This window comes from Streptomyces sp. NPDC040432 (assembly GCF_055595445.1).
Window position 1 is genome coordinate 1 of record NZ_JBVIVP010000044.1, and the last position, 18,380, is coordinate 18,380.

Here is an 18,380-nt window from a genome sequence, read left to right on the forward strand (position 1 = left end):
GAGCGGTTCTGGTTGTCCCTCGCGGAGGCCTGGGTGCGGGGGGTGACCGTCGATTGGGACGCGGTGTTCGCCGGTACGAGGGCCCGGCGGGTGGACTTGCCGACCTACGCCTTCCAGTCGCAGCGGTTCTGGCCCGAGGCCGCCCCCGTCGAAGGGGGTGAGCAGGTCGCGGAGAGCGTCGTCGACGCCCGGTTCTGGGACGCCGTCGAACGCGAGGACCTCGCCGCGCTCACCGAGGCCTTGGCCTTCGACACCCCCGAAGCGATCCGGTCGCTGGGGACCGTCCTGCCGGGCCTGTCCTCCTGGCGGCGGCAGAGCCGCGAGGAGTCCACGGTCGACGGCTGGCGCTACCGGGTCACCTGGAAGTCCCGGGCCGACGATCCGACGAAGCAGCGCCTGTCGGGAGCCTGGCTCGTGGCCGTACCCGAGACCCCGGCCGGCACCGCAGGGGACACGGTCGCCGGTGTGCTGCGTACGCTCGCCGAGCGCGGCGCGGACGTACGCACGATCACCGTCGCCGCCGACGCGGCCGACCGGGACGCGCTCGCCGCCGCCCTGAAGGCCGCCATCGACGGCCCGGACGAACCCGCCGGAGTCGTCTCCCTCCTCGCCCTCGGCGACGGGGGTGCCTTTGCCGCCGGGCTCGCGCTGTCCCAGGCCCTCGGTGACGCCGACGTGGCCGCGCCCCTGTGGTGCGTCACCCGGAACGCGGTCGTCGCCGGGCGGTCCGACCGCGTCGAGGACCCGGAGCAGGCATTGATCTGGGGTCTCGGCCGGGTCGCCTCCATGGAACAGGGGGGCCGTTGGGGTGGCCTCGTCGACCTGCCGTCGCAGGTCGACGAGCGGACCTTCGGCCGGCTGGTCGGGATCCTGGCCGGTGACGGTGCGGAGGATCAGGTGGCCGTTCGGGCTTCCGGGGTGTTCGTGCGTCGTCTGGTGCGGGCGCGGCTGGCCGAGTCGCCGGTCGTGCGTGAGTGGCGGCCCGGCGGTACGACCCTGGTGACCGGGGGGACGGGTGCGCTCGGTGCGCACGTCGCGCGTTGGTTGGCGTCGAACGGTGCCGAGCACCTGGTCCTGACCAGTCGTCGTGGTGAGGACGCGCCCGGGGCCGTCGGGCTGCGTGAGGAGTTGACGGCCCTCGGCGCGGAGGTGACGATCGTCGCCTGCGACGTCGCCGACCGGGATGCCCTCGCCGCGGTCCTGGCTTCCGTGCCCGCCGACCGGCCGTTGACCGCGGTCGTGCACACGGCGGCCGTCCTGGACGACGGGGTCATCGAGGCACTCGCCCCCGAGCAGATCGAACGGGTCCTACGGGTCAAGATCGACGCCACGCGGAACCTGCACGAGCTGACCCGTCACCTCGACCTGTCCGCGTTCGTCCTCTTCTCCTCCTTCGCCGCCACCTTCGGCGCCCCCGGCCAGGGCAACCAGGCGCCGGGCAACGCGTTCCTCGACGCCTTCGCCGAGTACCGCCGGGCCGAAGGCCTGACCGCGACCTCCCTCGCCTGGGGTCCTTGGGGCAGCGCGGACGGGGACGACAGCGCGGCGGGCGACCGGATGCGGCGCCACGGCATCCTCGCCATGTCGCCCACCCGGACGCTGACGTCGCTCCAGCACGCCCTGGACCGTGACGAGACCACCCTGACCGTCGTCGACATGGACTGGAAGCGGTTCACCCTCGCCTTCACCGCAGACCGGGACCGGCCGCTGCTGCTGGAACTGCCCGAGGCCCGGAAGGTCATCGAGACCGCGGAACGGGAGTCCACCGACGACCTGGCCGGGGGAGAGCCGCTGACGCGTCAGCTCGCCGGACTGCCCGAGGTCGAACAGGAACGCCTGCTGCTCGACCTGGTCAGGACGGCCGTCGCCGCCGTCCTCGGCCACCCCGATCTGTCGGCCGTCGAGGCCGGACGGGCCTTCAAGGAACTCGGCTTCGACTCCCTGACGTCCGTCGAACTGCGCAACCGGCTCGGCGCGGTCAGCGGCCTGAAGCTGCCGGCCAGCCTCGTGTTCGACCACCCCACCCCGGCCGCCGTCGCCGCCCACCTGCGTGCCGGAATCGTGCCCGACGCGGTCGCCGGCGGGGCCCCGCTGCTGGAGGAACTCGACCGGTTGGAGTCCGTACTGGAACAGGGCACGGGCGACAACGTGGTGCGGGCCAGGGTGACGATGAGGCTCCAGTCACTGCTGGCGAAGTGGAACGACAGCGAGGACCCGACGACCACGGGAACGGCGGACAACACCGGCTCGGGCCTCGGCGCCGACGGCGCGTCCGCGGCCGCGACGGCCGGCTCCGACAGCGCCATCGACGCGGCGGAGCAACTCCAGGACGCCAGCGACGAGGAGCTGTTCGCCTTTATCAACGAGGGCCTGGGTCGTTATTGACGGTCTGCCGAATTTCGGTGAAGATGGCCAGCTCCCGCGAGTAATTCCCCGGGAATCACTGCCCCCTACGCATTCCCCCGTCAGGGGTGCGTAGGGGGCAGTTAGGGGTTGTAGGGCAGGTTGGGCCGGAAATAGCCTGCGGTCGAGCAGTCGCTTCGCCCGACGAGTGAAGCGCTCGCATTTCCGATGTCAATTCTCGGCTCTGCACACAGTTTTCCGATGCCGTCTGCTGCAAATGGGTGGTTGCGTTACATGGCGAATGAAGAGACGCTGCGGGACTACCTGAAGCTGGTGACGGCGGATCTGCACCGGACGCGTCAGCGGCTCCGCGATGTCGAGGCGAAGAACCAGGACCCCGTCGCCATCGTGGGCATGGGCTGCCGCTATCCCGGTGGGGCGACCTCGCCCGAGGAACTGTGGGAGTTGGTCGCCGACGGCGTCGACGCCATCTCCGGCTTCCCCGTCGAGCGCGGCTGGGACATGGACAGCGTCTACCACCCCGACCCCGAGCACCCCGGCACCAGCTACGCCAACCAGGGCGGCTTCGTACGGGACTTCGCACGGTTCGACCCGTCACTGTTCGGGATTTCCCCGCGCGAGGCCCTCGCCATGGACCCGCAGCAGCGGCTGCTGCTGGAAACGTCGTGGGAGGCCTTCGAACGTGCGGGCATCGACCCGACCTCGATGCGCGGCAAGCAGGTCGGTGTTTTCGTCGGCACCAGCAACCACGACTACCTGACGGCGCTGCTGAGTTCCTCCGAGAACGTCGAGGGCTACCTCGGCACCGGAAACGCGGCGAGCGTCGCCTCGGGCCGACTGTCGTACACGTTCGGTTTGGAAGGGCCGGCCGTCACCGTCGACACGGCCTGTTCGTCCTCCCTCGTCGCCCTGCACCTGGCCGTCCAGGCCCTGCGCAACGGCGAGTGCTCGATGGCCCTGGCCGGTGGTGCCACGCTGATGGCCGCGCCCGGCACGTTCATCGACTACAGCAAGCAGCGCGGCCTGGCCACCGACGGCCGCTGCAAGGCGTTCTCGCCGGACGCCGACGGCTTCAGCCTCGCCGAGGGCGTCGGCGTCCTCCTCGTCGAACGGCTCTCCGACGCCCGCCGCAAGGGCCACCGCGTCCTCGCCGTGGTCCGGGGCACCGCCGTCAACCAGGACGGCGCCTCCAACGGCCTCACCGCCCCGAACGGGCCGTCCCAGCAGCGCGTCATCCTCCAGGCGCTGTCCAACGCCCGCCTCACGCCCGACCAGGTCGACGCCGTCGAGGCGCACGGCACGGGAACCGGGCTCGGTGACCCCATCGAGGCGCAGGCGATCATCGCCACGTACGGCCAGGACCGGCCGGACGGGCGCCCGCTGTGGCTGGGCTCGCTCAAGACCAACATCGGTCACGCGCAGGCCGCGGCCGGCGTCGCCGGAGTCATCAAGAGCGTCATGGCGATGCGCAACGGGGTCCTGCCGCGCACCCTGCACCTGGACGAACCGACACCGCACGTCGACTGGTCCGCGGGCGAGGTCTCCCTGCTCACCGAGGCGCGTCCCTGGCCGCGGCACGAGGGGCCGCGCCGCATCGGCGTGTCCTCGTTCGGCATGAGCGGTACCAACGCGCACGTCATCCTGGAGAGCGCCGAAGAAGCCGTCGAGGAGGCCACCGACGAGCAGGCCGCCGCCCCCGCCGCCGTCGAGGAGCAGGCCGGCGCCGCGCCGGCGGCCGTGCCCGTCGTCCTGTCCGGGAAGACCGAGGCCGCGCTGCGTGCGCAGGCCGCGACGCTGCACGCCCACCTCACGGCCCTGCCCGGCCTTCGCGTCCAGGACGTCGCCCACTCGCAGGCGCTCACCCGGGCCGCCCTGGACCGGCGGGCCGCGATCATCGCCGACGACCGTGACGAACTGCTCGCGGGACTCGCCGCGCTCGCCGAGGGTCGACCCTCCGGCGATGTGCTCGAAGGGTCCGCCACGGACGGCAAGCTGGCGTTCCTGTTCACCGGTCAGGGCAGTCAGCGTCTCGGCATGGGGCGTGAACTGTACGAGACGTATCCGGTGTTCGCGGCGGCGTTGGACGCGGTGTGCGAGCGGATGGATCTCGATCAGCCGTTGCGTGAGGTGTTGTTCGGGTCGGATGCCGCTCTGTTGGACGAGACGCGGTTCACGCAGCCGGCGTTGTTCGCGGTCGAGGTGGCGTTGTTCCGGCTCGTCGAGTCGTGGGGTGTGAAGCCTGACTTCCTGTCCGGGCATTCGATCGGTGAGATCGCCGCCGCGCACGTGGCGGGTGTGTTGTCGCTGGACGACGCGTGCGCGCTGGTCGCGGCCCGTGGCCGGTTGATGCAGGCGCTGCCCGCGGGCGGCGTGATGATCGCGGTTCAGGCGTCAGAAGATGAGGTGCTGCCGCTGCTCACCGAGCGGGTGAGCATCGCGGCGGTGAACGGTCCGCAGTCGGTCGTGATCGCCGGTGACGAGGACGCGGCGGCCGTGGTCGTGGCGGCCTTCCCGGACCGCAAGAGCAAGCGCCTCACGGTGAGCCACGCGTTCCACTCGCCGCACATGGACGGCATGCTCGACGAGTTCCGTCGGGTCGTCGATGGCCTGTCGTACGCGGCACCGAGCATTCCGATCGTCTCCAACCTGACCGGCGCCCTGATCACCGACGGTGAGATGGGTTCCGCCGACTTCTGGGTCCGGCACGTCCGTGAAGCCGTCCGCTTCCTCGACGGCATCCGCTGGCTGGAGAGCCGTGGCGTCAGCGCGTACCTGGAGATCGGCCCCGGCGGGGTCCTCTCCGCCCTCGGCCAGGACTGCCTGACCGCGACCGGCGCCCGCGCCGCGGTGTTCCTGCCCGCGCTGCGCACCGGCCGCCCCGAAGCCCGTTCCCTGGCCGCCGCCGTCGCGGGCGCCCACGTACGGGGACTCTCCCCGGACTGGGCCGCCCGGTTCGCCGGAACCGGAGCCCGCCGCGTCGACCTTCCGACGTACGCCTTCCAACGCGAGCTGTACTGGCCCCGAGACCCCTTCACCGACGTGACCGGACCCATCGACGGCCGTCAGCTGGGCACCGGTGACGCCAAGTTCTGGGAGGTCGTCGACAGCGAGGACCTGGCCGCGTTCGCCGACACCCTCGGGATCGGCGGCGACGAGCCCCTCAGCAACGTGCTGCCCGCCCTGTCCGCCTGGCACCGCCGCCACCGCGACCGCGACACCGTCGGCGGCTGGCGCTACCGCGTCACCTGGAAGCCCCTCACCGACACCGCGTCCGCACCCCTGTCCGGGCACTGGCTCCTCGTCGTACCCGCCGGGCACACCGACGCCCCCTGGGCCGTCGCCGCCGGCCGGGCCCTGACCGCGCGCGGGGCCACCGTCACCGGCCTGACCGTCGACGCGACCGCCGAGGACCGGGCCGCCCTCGCCCACCGGATCACCGCAACCCTCGCGGGCTCCGTCACACCGTCCGGGGTGCTCTCGCTGCTCGCCCTCGACGAGCGTCCGCACCCCGAGGACCCGGCCCTGCCCGCCGGGCTCGCCGCCACGCTCGCACTCGTGCAGGCACTCGGCGACACGGACGTGGACGCCCCGCTGTGGGCCGCGACCCGGGGCGCGGTGTCCACCGGCCGTTCCGACCGGCTCACCGCACCCGCCCAGGCGACCGTCTGGGGGCTCGGCCGGACCGCAGCCCTCGAACTGCCCGGCCGCTGGGGCGGCCTCGTCGACCTGCCCCCGACCGCCGACGAACGCTCCGCCGCCCGTCTGGCGGACGTCCTGGGCGGCCTCGGTGTCGAGGACCACCTCGCCGTCCGGTCCACCGGCGTGTTCGTGCGCAGGCTGACCCGTGCCCCCCAGGAGCAGAGCCCCGCCCCCGAGTGGACGACCACGGGTACGGCCCTGGTCACCGGCGCGACGGGTGCGCTCGGCCGGCACGTGGCCCGCTGGCTCGCCCGCACCGGTGCCGAGCACCTCCTGCTCGTCAGCAGGCGCGGACCCGCCGCCGAAGGCGCCGCCGAACTCGCCGCCGAACTCCGCGACCTCGGTACCCGGGTCACCGTCGCCGCCTGCGACGTCGCCGACCGCGACGCGGTGGCCGAGCTGCTCGCGGGCGTCCCGTCCGACCTTCCGCTGACCACCGTCGTCCACGCCGCGGGCGTCCTCGACGACGGCGTCCTCGACGCGCTGACGCCCGGGCGGATGGCCGGTGTCCTGCGGCCCAAGGCCCACGCCGCCCACGTCCTGGACGAGCTGACCCGTGGCCTGGACCTCTCCGCGTTCGTCCTGTTCTCCTCCCTCGCCGCCGCCTTCGGCGCCGCCGGACAGGCCAACTACGCCGCCGCGAACGCCTCCCTGGACGCCCTCGCCGAGCAGCGCCGCGCGGACGGCCTGCCCGCCACCGTGATCGCCTGGGGTGCCTGGGCGGAGGGCGGCATGGCCACCGACGAACTCGTCGCCGAACGGCTGCGCGCCGCCGGCCTGCCCGCACTGCCGCCGGAGCCGGCGCTGTCCGCACTGCACCTGGCGCTCACCCTCGACGAGACCTCGTCGGTCGTCGCCGACATCGACTGGGACCTCCTGGCGCCCGGACTCACCGCGGTCCGTCCCTGCCCGCTGATCTCCGACCTCCCCGACGCCGCACAGGCCCTCGCGGCGACCGGTGCGCCCGGTACGCCCGGGACCGGTGGCGCCGACGACCCCTACGGCCTCGCCCGGGAACTCGCCCGGGCGTCGGACACCGAACGCGACGCGCTCACGCTGGAGTTCGTGCGCACCCAGATAGCCGTCGTCCTCGGCTACCCGGGGCCCGCCTCCGTGGACCCGGCCATCGCCTTCCGCGACCTCGGTTTCGACTCCCTGACCGCGGTGGAGATCCGCAACCTCCTCACCGCCCGGACCGGGCTGCGGCTGCCCGCGACCCTGATCTTCGACTACCCCAACTCGCTGTCCCTGGCCGCCTTCCTCCAGGGCGAACTCCTCGGTGACCTGCCGGCCGGACCGGCCGCGGCCACCGGCTCGGGCCCAGGGTCCGCCGGCCCGGCCGCCGCCGACGACCCCATCGCGATCGTCGCGATGAGCTGCCGCTTCCCCGGCGGGGTACGCACCCCGGAAGAGCTGTGGGAACTGCTCGCCGAGGGCCGTGACGCGATCTCCGCCTTCCCCGCCGACCGCGGCTGGGACCTCGACGGGCTGTACGACCCGGAGTCCGTCGCCGAGAACACCACCTACGTCCGCGAGGGCGGCTTCCTCGCCGACGCCACCGAGTTCGACCCCGGGTTCTTCGGGATCTCGCCGCGCGAGGCCCTCGCCATGGACCCGCAACAGCGTCTCCTCCTGGAAACTTCCTGGGAGGCCCTCGAACGGGCCGGCATCGACCCCGCCGGCGTCCGCGGCGAACGGATCGGCGTCTTCACCGGCACCAACGGTCAGGACTACCTCGACGTCATCCTCGCCGCCCCCGACGGCAGCGAGGGCTTCCTCGGCACCGGAAACGCGGCGAGCGTGGTGTCCGGGCGCGTGTCGTACGTCCTGGGCCTGGAGGGCCCGGCCGTCACCGTCGACACGGCCTGCTCGTCGTCGCTGGTCGCCCTGCACTGGGCGATCCAGGCGCTGCGGGCCGGCGAGTGCACCATGGCGCTCGCGGGCGGTGTGACCGTCATGTCCACCCCCGCCTCGTTCGTCGACTTCAGCCGCCAGCGCGGCCTGGCCGCCGACGGCCGCATCAAGGCGTTCGCCGCCGCCGCCGACGGCACCGGCTGGGGCGAGGGCCTCGGCATGCTCCTCGTCGAACGGCTCTCCGACGCCCGCCGCAACGGACACCCCGTCCTCGCCCTCGTCCGCGGCTCGGCCGTCAACCAGGACGGCGCCTCCAACGGCCTGACCGCCCCCAACGGCCCGTCCCAGCAGCGCGTCATCCGTCAGGCCCTGGAATCCGCCGGGCTGACCCCCGCCGACGTCGACGCGGTCGAGGCCCACGGCACCGGCACCCGCCTCGGCGACCCGATCGAGGCGCAAGCCCTGCTGGCCACGTACGGTCAAGGCCGGCCCGACGGGCAGCCGCTGCTGCTCGGCTCGATCAAGTCGAACTTCGGCCACACCCAGGCCGCCGCGGGCGTCGCCGGGATCATGAAGATGGTGCTGGCCATGCGGCACGGGGTGCTGCCCCTGACCCTGCACGTGGACGAGGCGTCCCCGCACGTCGACTGGACGGCCGGAGACATCGCGCTGCTGACGGAGTCGGTGCAGTGGCCCGGGACCGGACGTCCGCGCCGGGCCGGCGTGTCCTCGTTCGGCATCAGCGGCACCAACGCCCACACCATCATCGAAGAGGCACCCGAACCGGCTCCCGTCGAGCGGCCCGCACCGTCGTCGCCCGTGGGCGCGACACCGTGGATCCTGTCGGCGAAGAGCCGGGACGCCCTGCGCGACCAGGCGCGCCGCCTGCACGCCCACGCCGCACGCCACCCCGACCTGCGTCCCGCCGACCTGGGCCTCTCCTTGGCCCTCGGCCGCTCCGCGTTCGACCACCGCGCCGCCGTGGTGGCCGCCGACCGGGCCGCGCTCCTCGCGGGGCTGGAGGCGCTGGCCGAGGACACGCCAGCCGCGACGCTCGTGGAAGGCTCCCCGGCCGGCGGCAAGGTCGCCTTCCTGTTCACCGGCCAGGGCAGCCAACGACTCGACATGGGACGCGAACTCCACGACAGCCAGCCCGTGTTCGCCGACGCATTGGACACCGTCTGCGCCCACCTGGACACCCTGCTCGAACTCCCGCTGAAGGACGTGCTGTTCGGGAGCGACGCGGCCCTGCTGGACGAGACGCGGTTCACCCAGCCCGCGCTGTTCGCGATCGAGGTGGCCCTGTTCCGGCTCCTGGAATCGTGGGGTGTGAAGCCCGACTTCCTGTCCGGTCACTCCATCGGTGAGATCGCCGCCGCGCACGTCGCCGGCGTGCTGAACGTGGCCGACGCGTGCGCCATGGTCGTGGCGCGCGGCCGGCTGATGCAGGCACTGCCGGCCGGTGGGGCCATGATCGCCGTCCAGGCGTCGGAGGCGGAGGTGCTGCCGCTGCTGACCGACCGGGTGGGCATCGCCGCGGTCAACGGGCCGCGGTCCGTCGTCATCGCGGGCGACGAGGACGCGACCGTCGCGGTCGCCGCGTCGTTCCCCGACCGCAGGACGAAGCGCCTGACCGTCAGCCACGCCTTCCACTCGCCCCGCATGGACGCCATGCTCGACGAGTTCCGCAGGGTGGTGGAGGGGCTGTCGTTCGCCGCTCCGCGCATTCCGGTCGTGTCGAACCTGACCGGTGCCCTGATCGCCGACGGTGAGATGGGCACGGCCGACTTCTGGGTCCGGCACGTCCGCGAAACCGTCCGCTTCCTCGACGGCGTCCGCGCCCTCGAAGCGGCCGGCGCGACGACGTACCTCGAACTCGGCCCCGACGGCGTCCTGTCCTCCCTCGCCCAGGACTGCGTCACGCAGGACCCCGCCGCGCACGATCCCGCCATCGGCGACACCGATACCCCGAACCCCGTCTTCGTGCCCGTCCTGCGCAAGGGCCGCCCCGAGGGCGAGACCCTCGCCACCGCCCTCGCCGGTGCCCACGTGCACGGCGTCGGCGTCGACTGGACGGCGTACTACTCCGGCACCGGCGCCCACCGCGTCGACCTGCCCACCTACGCCTTCCAGCGGCAGCGCTACTGGCCCGCCCTGACCAACCCGCGCCTCGGCGACATCGAGGCGTACGGCCTCGACGACACGGCCCACCCGCTGCTCACCGCCGCGGTCGCGCTACCCGAGTCCGACGGCACCGTGTTCGCCGGACGCCTGTCCCTGTCCACCCACCCCTGGCTGGCCGACCACACCATCCTCGGCAGCGTCCTGCTGCCCGGCACGGCGTTCGTGGAACTCGCGACCCGCGCCGGTGACCAGCTCGGCTGCGACCACCTTGAGGAACTCACCCTCGAAGCACCCCTGGTGCTGCCCGAACGCGGCGGCGTCCAGCTGCGCGTACGGGTCGGCGCCGCCGACGGGACGGGCCGCCGCCCGCTCGCCCTGCACTCCCGTGCCGAGGGTCTGGCGGCCGAAGAGCCCTGGACCCGGCACGCCGCCGGATTCCTCGCCGAGGCCGGTCGCCCCGCCGCCGACTTCGACCTGACCGCGTGGCCCCCGCCCGGCGCCACCGAAGTACCGCTCGACGGCCGCTACGACGCCCTCGACGGCATCGGCTTCGCCTACGGCCCCACCTTCCGCGGCCTGCGGACGGCCTGGCAGCACGACGACGCGGTGTACGCCGAGGTCACGCTGCCCGACGCCGCCGCCGACCAGGCGGGCCGTTTCGGCCTGCACCCCGCGCTCCTCGACGCCGCCCTCCACGCCATCGGTCTCGGCGGCCTCGGCGCCGACGACGGCCGCGGCCGGCTGCCCTTCGCCTGGTCCGGTGTGTCGCTGTACGCGGGCGGTGCGGACACCCTGCGCGTACGCCTCACCCCGGCCGGCGCCGAAGGGGTCCGCCTGGAGATCGCCGACGCCACCGGAGCACCCATCGCCACCGTCGAGTCCCTCGGGCTGCGCCCGGTGACCGCCGACCAACTGCGGGCCGCCCGCACCACCTACCACGAGTCCGTGTTCCGCCGGCAGTGGACCGAACTGACCGGCCTCACCGGCTCCGACACGGCGCGGTACGCCCGCCTGGGCGCCACCACGGCGCAGGACGCGCCGGACACCACCCGCCACGCGGACCTGGCGGCGCTGGCCGCCGCGGTCGACGCGGGCGCGCCCGTACCGGACGAGGTCCTCCTCGACCTGACGCCGACGCCGACGCCCGTGCCGCTGTCCGCCGACGCCGTGCACGCCGCCGCGCACGAAGCGCTGGCCCTCGCCCGGACGTGGCTCGCGGACCAGCGGTTCGCCGCCGCCCGCCTGGTGCTCGTCACCCGGGGCGCGGTCGCCGCGACCCCGGACGAGGACGTCAGCGACCTCGCCGCCGCCACCGTGTGGGGCCTGCTGGGCTCCGCCCAGACGGAGAACCCCGGCCGGATCGCGCTCGTCGACGCCGGCCCCGACGACACCGGCGGCCGTCACCACGGCGCCCTGCGTGCCGCGCTCACCGCGGACGAGGAACGGTTCGCGCTCCGCGACGGCGCCGTGCTCGTCCCGCGCCTCGCCCGCGTCGAGACCGGCAAGGACGCCGCCACCGGCGAAGCACACACCGGCCGGGACGGCGTCCACCGCGACGGCTCCCACCGCGCCCCGGCCTTCGGGCCCGACGGCACGGTGCTGATCACCGGAGCCACCGGCGCGCTGGGCGGCCTGCTCGCCCGCCACCTCGTCGCCGCACACGGGGTGCGCCGCCTGCTCCTCGTCGGCCGGCGCGGCGCCGACGCCCCCGGCACGGCCGAACTCGGCGCCGAACTCGCCGCGTCGGGCGCCACCGCCACCTGGGCCGCCTGCGACGTCGCCGACCGGGACGCCCTGGCCGCACTGCTCGCGGACGTTCCCGCCGAGCACCCGCTGACCGCGGTCGTCCACACCGCCGGCGTCCTCGACGACGGCGTCATCTCCTCGCTGACCCCGGACCGGCTCTCCGCCGTCCTGCGCCCCAAGGTCGACGCCGCCTGGAACCTGCACGAGCTGACCCGGGACCTGGCCCCCGACCTGTCCGCCTTCGTGCTCTTCTCCTCCACCTCCGGCCTCTTCGGCGGCCCCGGCCAGGGCAACTACGCCGCCGCCAACACCTTCCTCGACGCCCTCGCCCGGCACCGCCGCACCCAGGGCCTGCCGGCCACCGCACTGGCCTGGGGCCTGTGGTCCGTCGCCGACGGCATGGCGGGCGCCCTGGACGCCGCCGACGTCAACCGCATGCGGCGCGCCGGCCTGCCCCCGCTGACGGCCACCGACGGCCTGGAACTCTTCGACACCGCCGTCGACCTCGACGACGCGGCCGTCGCGCTCATGCGCGTCGACACCGACGCCCTGCGCGCACAAGCCGCCGCGGGCACCGTCGCCCCGCTGCTGCGCGGACTCGTCCGCGGCGTCGCCCGCCGCTCCGTCGACACCGCCGCCGCGACCGGCGACGGGTCGGGCCCCCGCGCCCGACTGGCCGGACTGTCCGTGGCCGAACAGGACCGCGGGCTGCTGGACCTGGTCCGTACGCAGGTCGCGGCCGTCCTCGGGCACGCCGGCCCCGGCGCCGTCGAATCCGGTCGCGCCTTCAAGGAGCTTGGCTTCGACTCGCTGACGGCCGTCGAACTCCGCAACCGGCTGAACGCCGCCACGGCCCTGCGGCTGCCCGCGACCCTCATCTTCGACTACCCGGACCCGACCGTCCTCGCCCGGCACCTGCGCACCGAACTGTTCGGCGAAGCACCCCCGAACACCGACGACGCCACCGGAGCCACCCCCGGCACCCCGGCGTCCGCGACGACGCCCGCCGACGACGAGCCCATCGCCATCGTCGCGATGAGCTGCCGCTACCCCGGCGACGTCCGCACCCCCGAGGACCTGTGGCAGCTCCTCACCGCCGGCGAGGACGGCATCACCCGCCTCCCCGAGAACCGCGGCTGGGACACCGACGCCCTCTACCACCCCGACCCCGAACACCCGGGCACCTCGTACGCCCGCGAGGGCGGCTTCCTCCACGACGCAGCCGAGTTCGACGCCTCCTTCTTCGGGATCTCCCCGCGCGAGGCCCTCGCCATGGACCCGCAGCAGCGCCTGCTGCTGGAAACCACCTGGGAGGTCTTCGAACGGGCCGGGATCGCACCGTCCTCGGTACGCGGCAGCCGCACCGGCGTCTTCGCCGGCGTCATGTACCACGACTACGGCGCCCGCCTGCACGCCGTGCCCGACGGCGTCGAGGGCTACCTCGGCACCGGCAGCTCCAGCAGCATCGTCTCGGGCCGCGTCGCCTACACCTTCGGCCTGGAAGGCCCCGCGGTCACCGTCGACACGGCCTGCTCCTCCTCGCTGGTCGCCCTGCACCTCGCCGCGCAGGCCCTGCGCAACGGCGAGTGCTCCCTCGCCCTGGCGGGCGGCGTCACCGTGATGTTCACCCCCGGCACCTTCATCGAGTTCAGCCGCCAGCGCGGCCTCGCCGCCGACGGACGCTGCAAGTCCTTCGCCGCCGCCGCCGACGGCACCGGCTGGGGCGAGGGCGCCGGCATGCTCCTGCTGGAGCGGCTCTCCGACGCCCGCCGCAACGGACACCAGGTCCTGGCCGTCGTCCGGGGCTCCGCCGTCAACCAGGACGGCGCCTCCAACGGCCTCACCGCCCCCAACGGCCCGTCCCAGCAGCGCGTCATCCGCCAGGCCCTGGCCAACGCGGGCGTCTCCGCGGCGGAGGTCGACGTCGTCGAGGCCCACGGCACGGGAACCACCCTCGGCGACCCCATCGAGGCGCAGGCCGTGCTCGCCACCTACGGCCGTGAGCACGACGCCGACCGGCCGCTGCTGCTCGGCTCGGTGAAGTCCAACCTCGGGCACACCCAGGCCGCCGCCGGTGTCGCCGGGATCATCAAGATGGTCATGGCGATGCGCCACGGCATCGTCCCCAGGACCCTCCACGTCGACGAGCCCACCCCGCACGTCGACTGGTCCGCGGGCGCGGTGTCCCTCCTCACCGAGCAGGTGGAATGGCCCGACACGGGCCGGCCGCGCCGCTCCGGCGTCTCCTCGTTCGGCATCAGCGGAACGAACGCCCACGCGGTCATCGAGCAGGCCCCGAACACCACCGTGCACACCACCCCGGTCACCGCACCGGACCCCGACCCCCGACCGGCACCCGACACGGACACCGACCCGCGGACCCCGTACCCGCCCGTGGTCCTGTCGGCCCGTGGTGAGGACGCGCTGCGCGCCCAGGCCCGGCTGCTCCACACCCGCGTCCACGACGACGCCGGTCTGCGCCCCGTCGACCTGGCCCTGTCCCTGGCCACCGGCCGCTCCGCCCTGGAACAACGCGCCGCACTGGTCGCCGCGGACCGTACGGAACTGCTGCACGCCCTGGACGCGCTCGCCCGCGGCGAGGACACCGCCGCACTCGTGCGGGGCACCGCACGCGAGGGCCAACTCGCCTTCCTGTTCACCGGACAGGGCAGTCAGCGCCTCGGCGCGGGACGTGAGCTGTACGCGGCCGAACCCGCCTTCGCGCAGGCCCTGGACGAGGTCTGCGTCGAACTGGACCGCCACCTCGAACTGCCCTTGAAGGAAGTCCTGTTCGGGTCCGACGCCACCCTCATCGACCGTACGGAGTACACACAGCCCGCGCTCTTCGCGATCGAAGTCGCCCTGTTCCGGCTGCTGACGAGCCGCGGCCTGCGCCCCGACGTGCTCGCCGGGCACTCCATCGGTGAGATCACCGCCGCGCACGTCGCGGAGGTCCTCACCCTCCAGGACGCCGCCGAACTCGTCGCCGCCCGCGGCCGGCTGATGCAGGCACTCCCCACCGGCGGCGTGATGATCGCCGTCCAGGCATCGGAGGAGGAGATCGCGCCGCTGCTCACCGACGAGGTGGGCATCGCGGCGGTCAACGGACCGCGGTCCGTCGTGATCTCCGGCGACGAGGACGCCGCGACGGCGATCCTGGCCGCCCTCCCCGACCGGAAGACCAAGCGGCTCCCCGTCAGCCACGCCTTCCACTCGCCGCACATGGACGGCATGCTCGCCGACTTCCGCAAGGTCGCCGAGGGCCTCGTCCTCGGAACCCCGCGCATCCCCGTCGTGTCCTGCCTGACCGGCGCCCTCGTCACCGACGAGATGGGCACGGCCGACTTCTGGGTCCGGCACGTCCGCGAAACCGTCCGCTTCCTCGACGGCGTCCGCGCCCTCGACGCGGCCGGCGTGAGCGCCTACCTCGAACTCGGCCCCGACGCCACGCTGTCCGCGCTCGTCCCCGACTGCCTGCCCGACGACGGCGACCGGCCCCCGCTCTGCGCGCCCGTGCTCCGCAAGGGCCGCCCCGAGACCGCCACGCTCACCGAAGCCCTCGCCCGCGCCCACGTCCACGGCGTCCCCCTCGACTGGACCGCGCACTTCGCCGGCACCGACGCCCGCCGCGTCGACCTGCCCACCTACGCCTTCCAACGCAAGCGCTACTGGCTCGACGTGGGGGTCTCCGCCGAGGACGTCCACGCGGCCGGCCTCGACGCCGCCGACCACCCGCTGCTCGGCGCGACCGTCCCGCTGCCCGCCTCCGACGGACTGCTCCTCACCGGACGCCTCGCCCTGTCCACCCACCCCTGGCTGTCCGACCACACCGTCATGGACACCGTCCTGCTGCCCGGCACCGCCTTCGTCGAACTGGCCCTGCGGGCCGGCGCCGAAACCGGCTGCGACACCGTCGAGGAACTCGCCATCGAGGCCCCCCTCACCCTCCCCGAGCAGGGCACGGTGCAGATCCAGTTGGCCGTCGACGGCGCCGACGGGACGGGCCGCCGCACCCTGACCGTGCACTCCCGGCCGGCCGACGCCCCCGCCGAGGAACCGTGGACCCGGCACGCCACGGGCGTCCTCGCCCCGGCCGGCCCGACCCGGCCCGCCGACCTGTCCCCGTGGCCGCCCACCGGCGCCGAACCCGTACCCGTCGACGGCTTCTACCCGGCCGCCGCCGCGGCCGGCCTCGGCTACGGCCCCGTGTTCCAGGGACTGCGCGCCGCCTGGCGGCGCGACGACGAACTCTTCGCCGAGGTCGCCCTCGACGAGGCGCACGGGACCGACGCCACCGCCTACGCCGTGCACCCGGCGCTCCTCGACGCCGCCCTCCAAGCCATCGGGCTGGGCGTACCGGGCGACGCCGAACCCACCGACGGCGCCCGCCTGCCCTTCGCCTGGACCGGCGTCCGACTCCACGCGACCGGCGCGACCGGCCTGCGGGTCCGCATCACCGCCGGCGCGAACGGCGGCGTCGCCCTGGACGTCGCCGACACCACCGGCACGCCGGTGGCGTCCGTGGACTCCCTGATCCTGCGCCCGGTCGCCGCCGACCGCATCGGCGGCGACCGCACCGCACACCACGACTCCCTGTTCGGGGTGGAGTGGACGAAACTGCCCCTCACCGCCGGCCCCGTCCCCGCCGACGAGCGGTGGGCGGTCCTCGGCGAGGACCGCGCGGACTTCCGCATCGGCGGTACGCCCCTCGAAGGCCACCCCGACCTCACCGCCCTGCGCGAGGCACTCGCCACGGGCAGCCCCGCACCGGACGTCGTGATCGTCCCGCTGTCCGCCACACCCTCCCCGGGCGGCCGGGCCGCCGCCGCCCGCAACGCCACCCACCAGGCACTCGCCCTGGTCAAGGAATGGCTCGCCGAGGAACGCCTCGACGCGTCCCGCCTGGTCCTACTCACCCGGGGCACCATGGCCGCCGTACCCGGGGAACACGTCACCGACCTGGCCCACGCCCCGGTCTGGGGGCTCGTGCGGTCGGCGCAGTCCGAGAACCCCGGCCGGTTCGTCCTCGCCGACACCGACGGCTCCGACGCCTCCCTCGGCGCCCTGACCACTGCCCTGGCGGGCGACGAACCACAGCTGGCCCTGCGGGCCGGCGAGGCGTACGCCTTCCGGCTGCGCCGCGTCGCCCGCACCGAATCCGCCCCCGACACCACCCCCACGCCGATCGACCCGACGGGCACCGTCCTCGTCACCGGCGCCACCGGCACCCTCGGCGGGCTCTTCGCCCGCCACCTGGCGGCGACCCACGGCGTACGGAACCTGCTGCTGCTCAGCCGCAGCGGCGACGCCGCACCCGGCGCCGCCGAACTCACGAACACACTGCGCGCCCACGGCACGGACGTCACCTGGGCCGCCTGCGACGCCGCCGACCGGGACGCCCTGGCCGCCGTCCTGGCGGCCGTTCCCGCCGACCGACCCCTGACCGCGGTCGTCCACGCCGCCGGCGTCCTCGACGACGGCATCATCGACTCGCTGACACCCGAACGCCTCGACACCGTCCTGAGGCCCAAGGTCGACGCGGCGTGGAACCTGCACGAGCTGACCGAGGGCGGACAGCTCTCCGCGTTCGTCCTGTTCTCCTCGGTCGCCGGCTGCTTCGGCGCCGCGGGACAGGCCAACTACGCCGCCGCGAACGCCTTCCTCGACGCCCTCGCCCACCACCGCACCGCCCGCGGCCTCGCCGGCAGCTCCCTCGCCTGGGGGCTGTGGGCGGCCACCGACGGCATGGCGGGCGCCCTCGACGACGCCGACCTGACCCGGATGGCACGCGCGGGCGTCGCCGCCCTCGCCCCCGACGAGGGGCTGGCCCTGTTCGACACCTCCCGCACCCTGCAGGACGCCGTCCTCGTCCCGATGCGGATCGAACGGGCCGCCCTGCGCGCCCAGGCCGCCGACGGCACCCTGCCGCCGTTGCTGCGCGGACTCGTCCGCACCCCGGCCCGCCGCGCCGCCGCGACCACCGGCCGGACCGCTTCCCCGACGGGCACCGAACAGGCCGGCTCCCTCCAGGAACGGCTCGCGGGCCTGCCGGCCGGCGAACGCGACCAGGCACTGCGCGAACTGGTCCGCTCCCAGGTCGCCGCGGTCCTCGGCCACGGCAACGCCGACGACGTCGACGCCGACCGCGGCTTCCTCGACCTGGGCTTCGACTCGCTGACCGCGGTCGACCTCCGCAACCGGCTCACCGCCGCCTCCGGACTGCGGCTGCCCGTCACGCTGATCTTCGACTACCCGTCGCCGGCAGCGCTCGCCGCGTACATCGGGGAGCGGACCGCCCCGACCGAACCGGGCCGCCCGTCCGTCCACACCGAACTCGACAGGCTCGAATCGATCCTCACGGCGGTCGCCCCCGACGACGCCGAACGCGCGGGCATCACCACCCGACTGCGCGACCTTCTGGCGAAGTGGAACGACACGCACAGTGCACAGGACAGCGACGCCGAACAGCAGGACCTCCGGGCCGCCACGGCCGACGAGCTCTTCGACCTCCTCGACGGCGAACTCGGCCTGTCCTGACCACCGGACCGGGACGACGCTCCCACCACCGCCGACGGCCCTGACGGCCCTCACCG

General features: G+C 74.3%; 2 protein-coding genes. Both read left to right on the top strand.

Annotation, left to right across the window (positions count from 1 at the left end):
* The coding region (locus tag ACZ58N_RS38240) for an SDR family NAD(P)-dependent oxidoreductase (protein WP_471170066.1) at positions 1 to 2,385 on the top strand (2,385 nt) is incomplete at its 5' end.
* Positions 2,386 to 2,637: 252 nt separating this feature from the next.
* Complete coding sequence (locus ACZ58N_RS38245) at positions 2,638 to 18,324, top strand: type I polyketide synthase (RefSeq protein WP_471170069.1); 15,687 nt, start codon at positions 2,638 to 2,640, stop codon at positions 18,322 to 18,324.
* The last annotated feature ends 56 nt before the right edge of the window (positions 18,325 to 18,380 follow it).

Bases quoted from the DNA above. Each gene is read 5' to 3' on its own strand.
- ACZ58N_RS38245 (WP_471170069.1), top strand. From the start codon at position 2,638: ATGGCGAATGAAGAGACGCTGCGGGACTACCTGAAGCTGGTGACGGCG.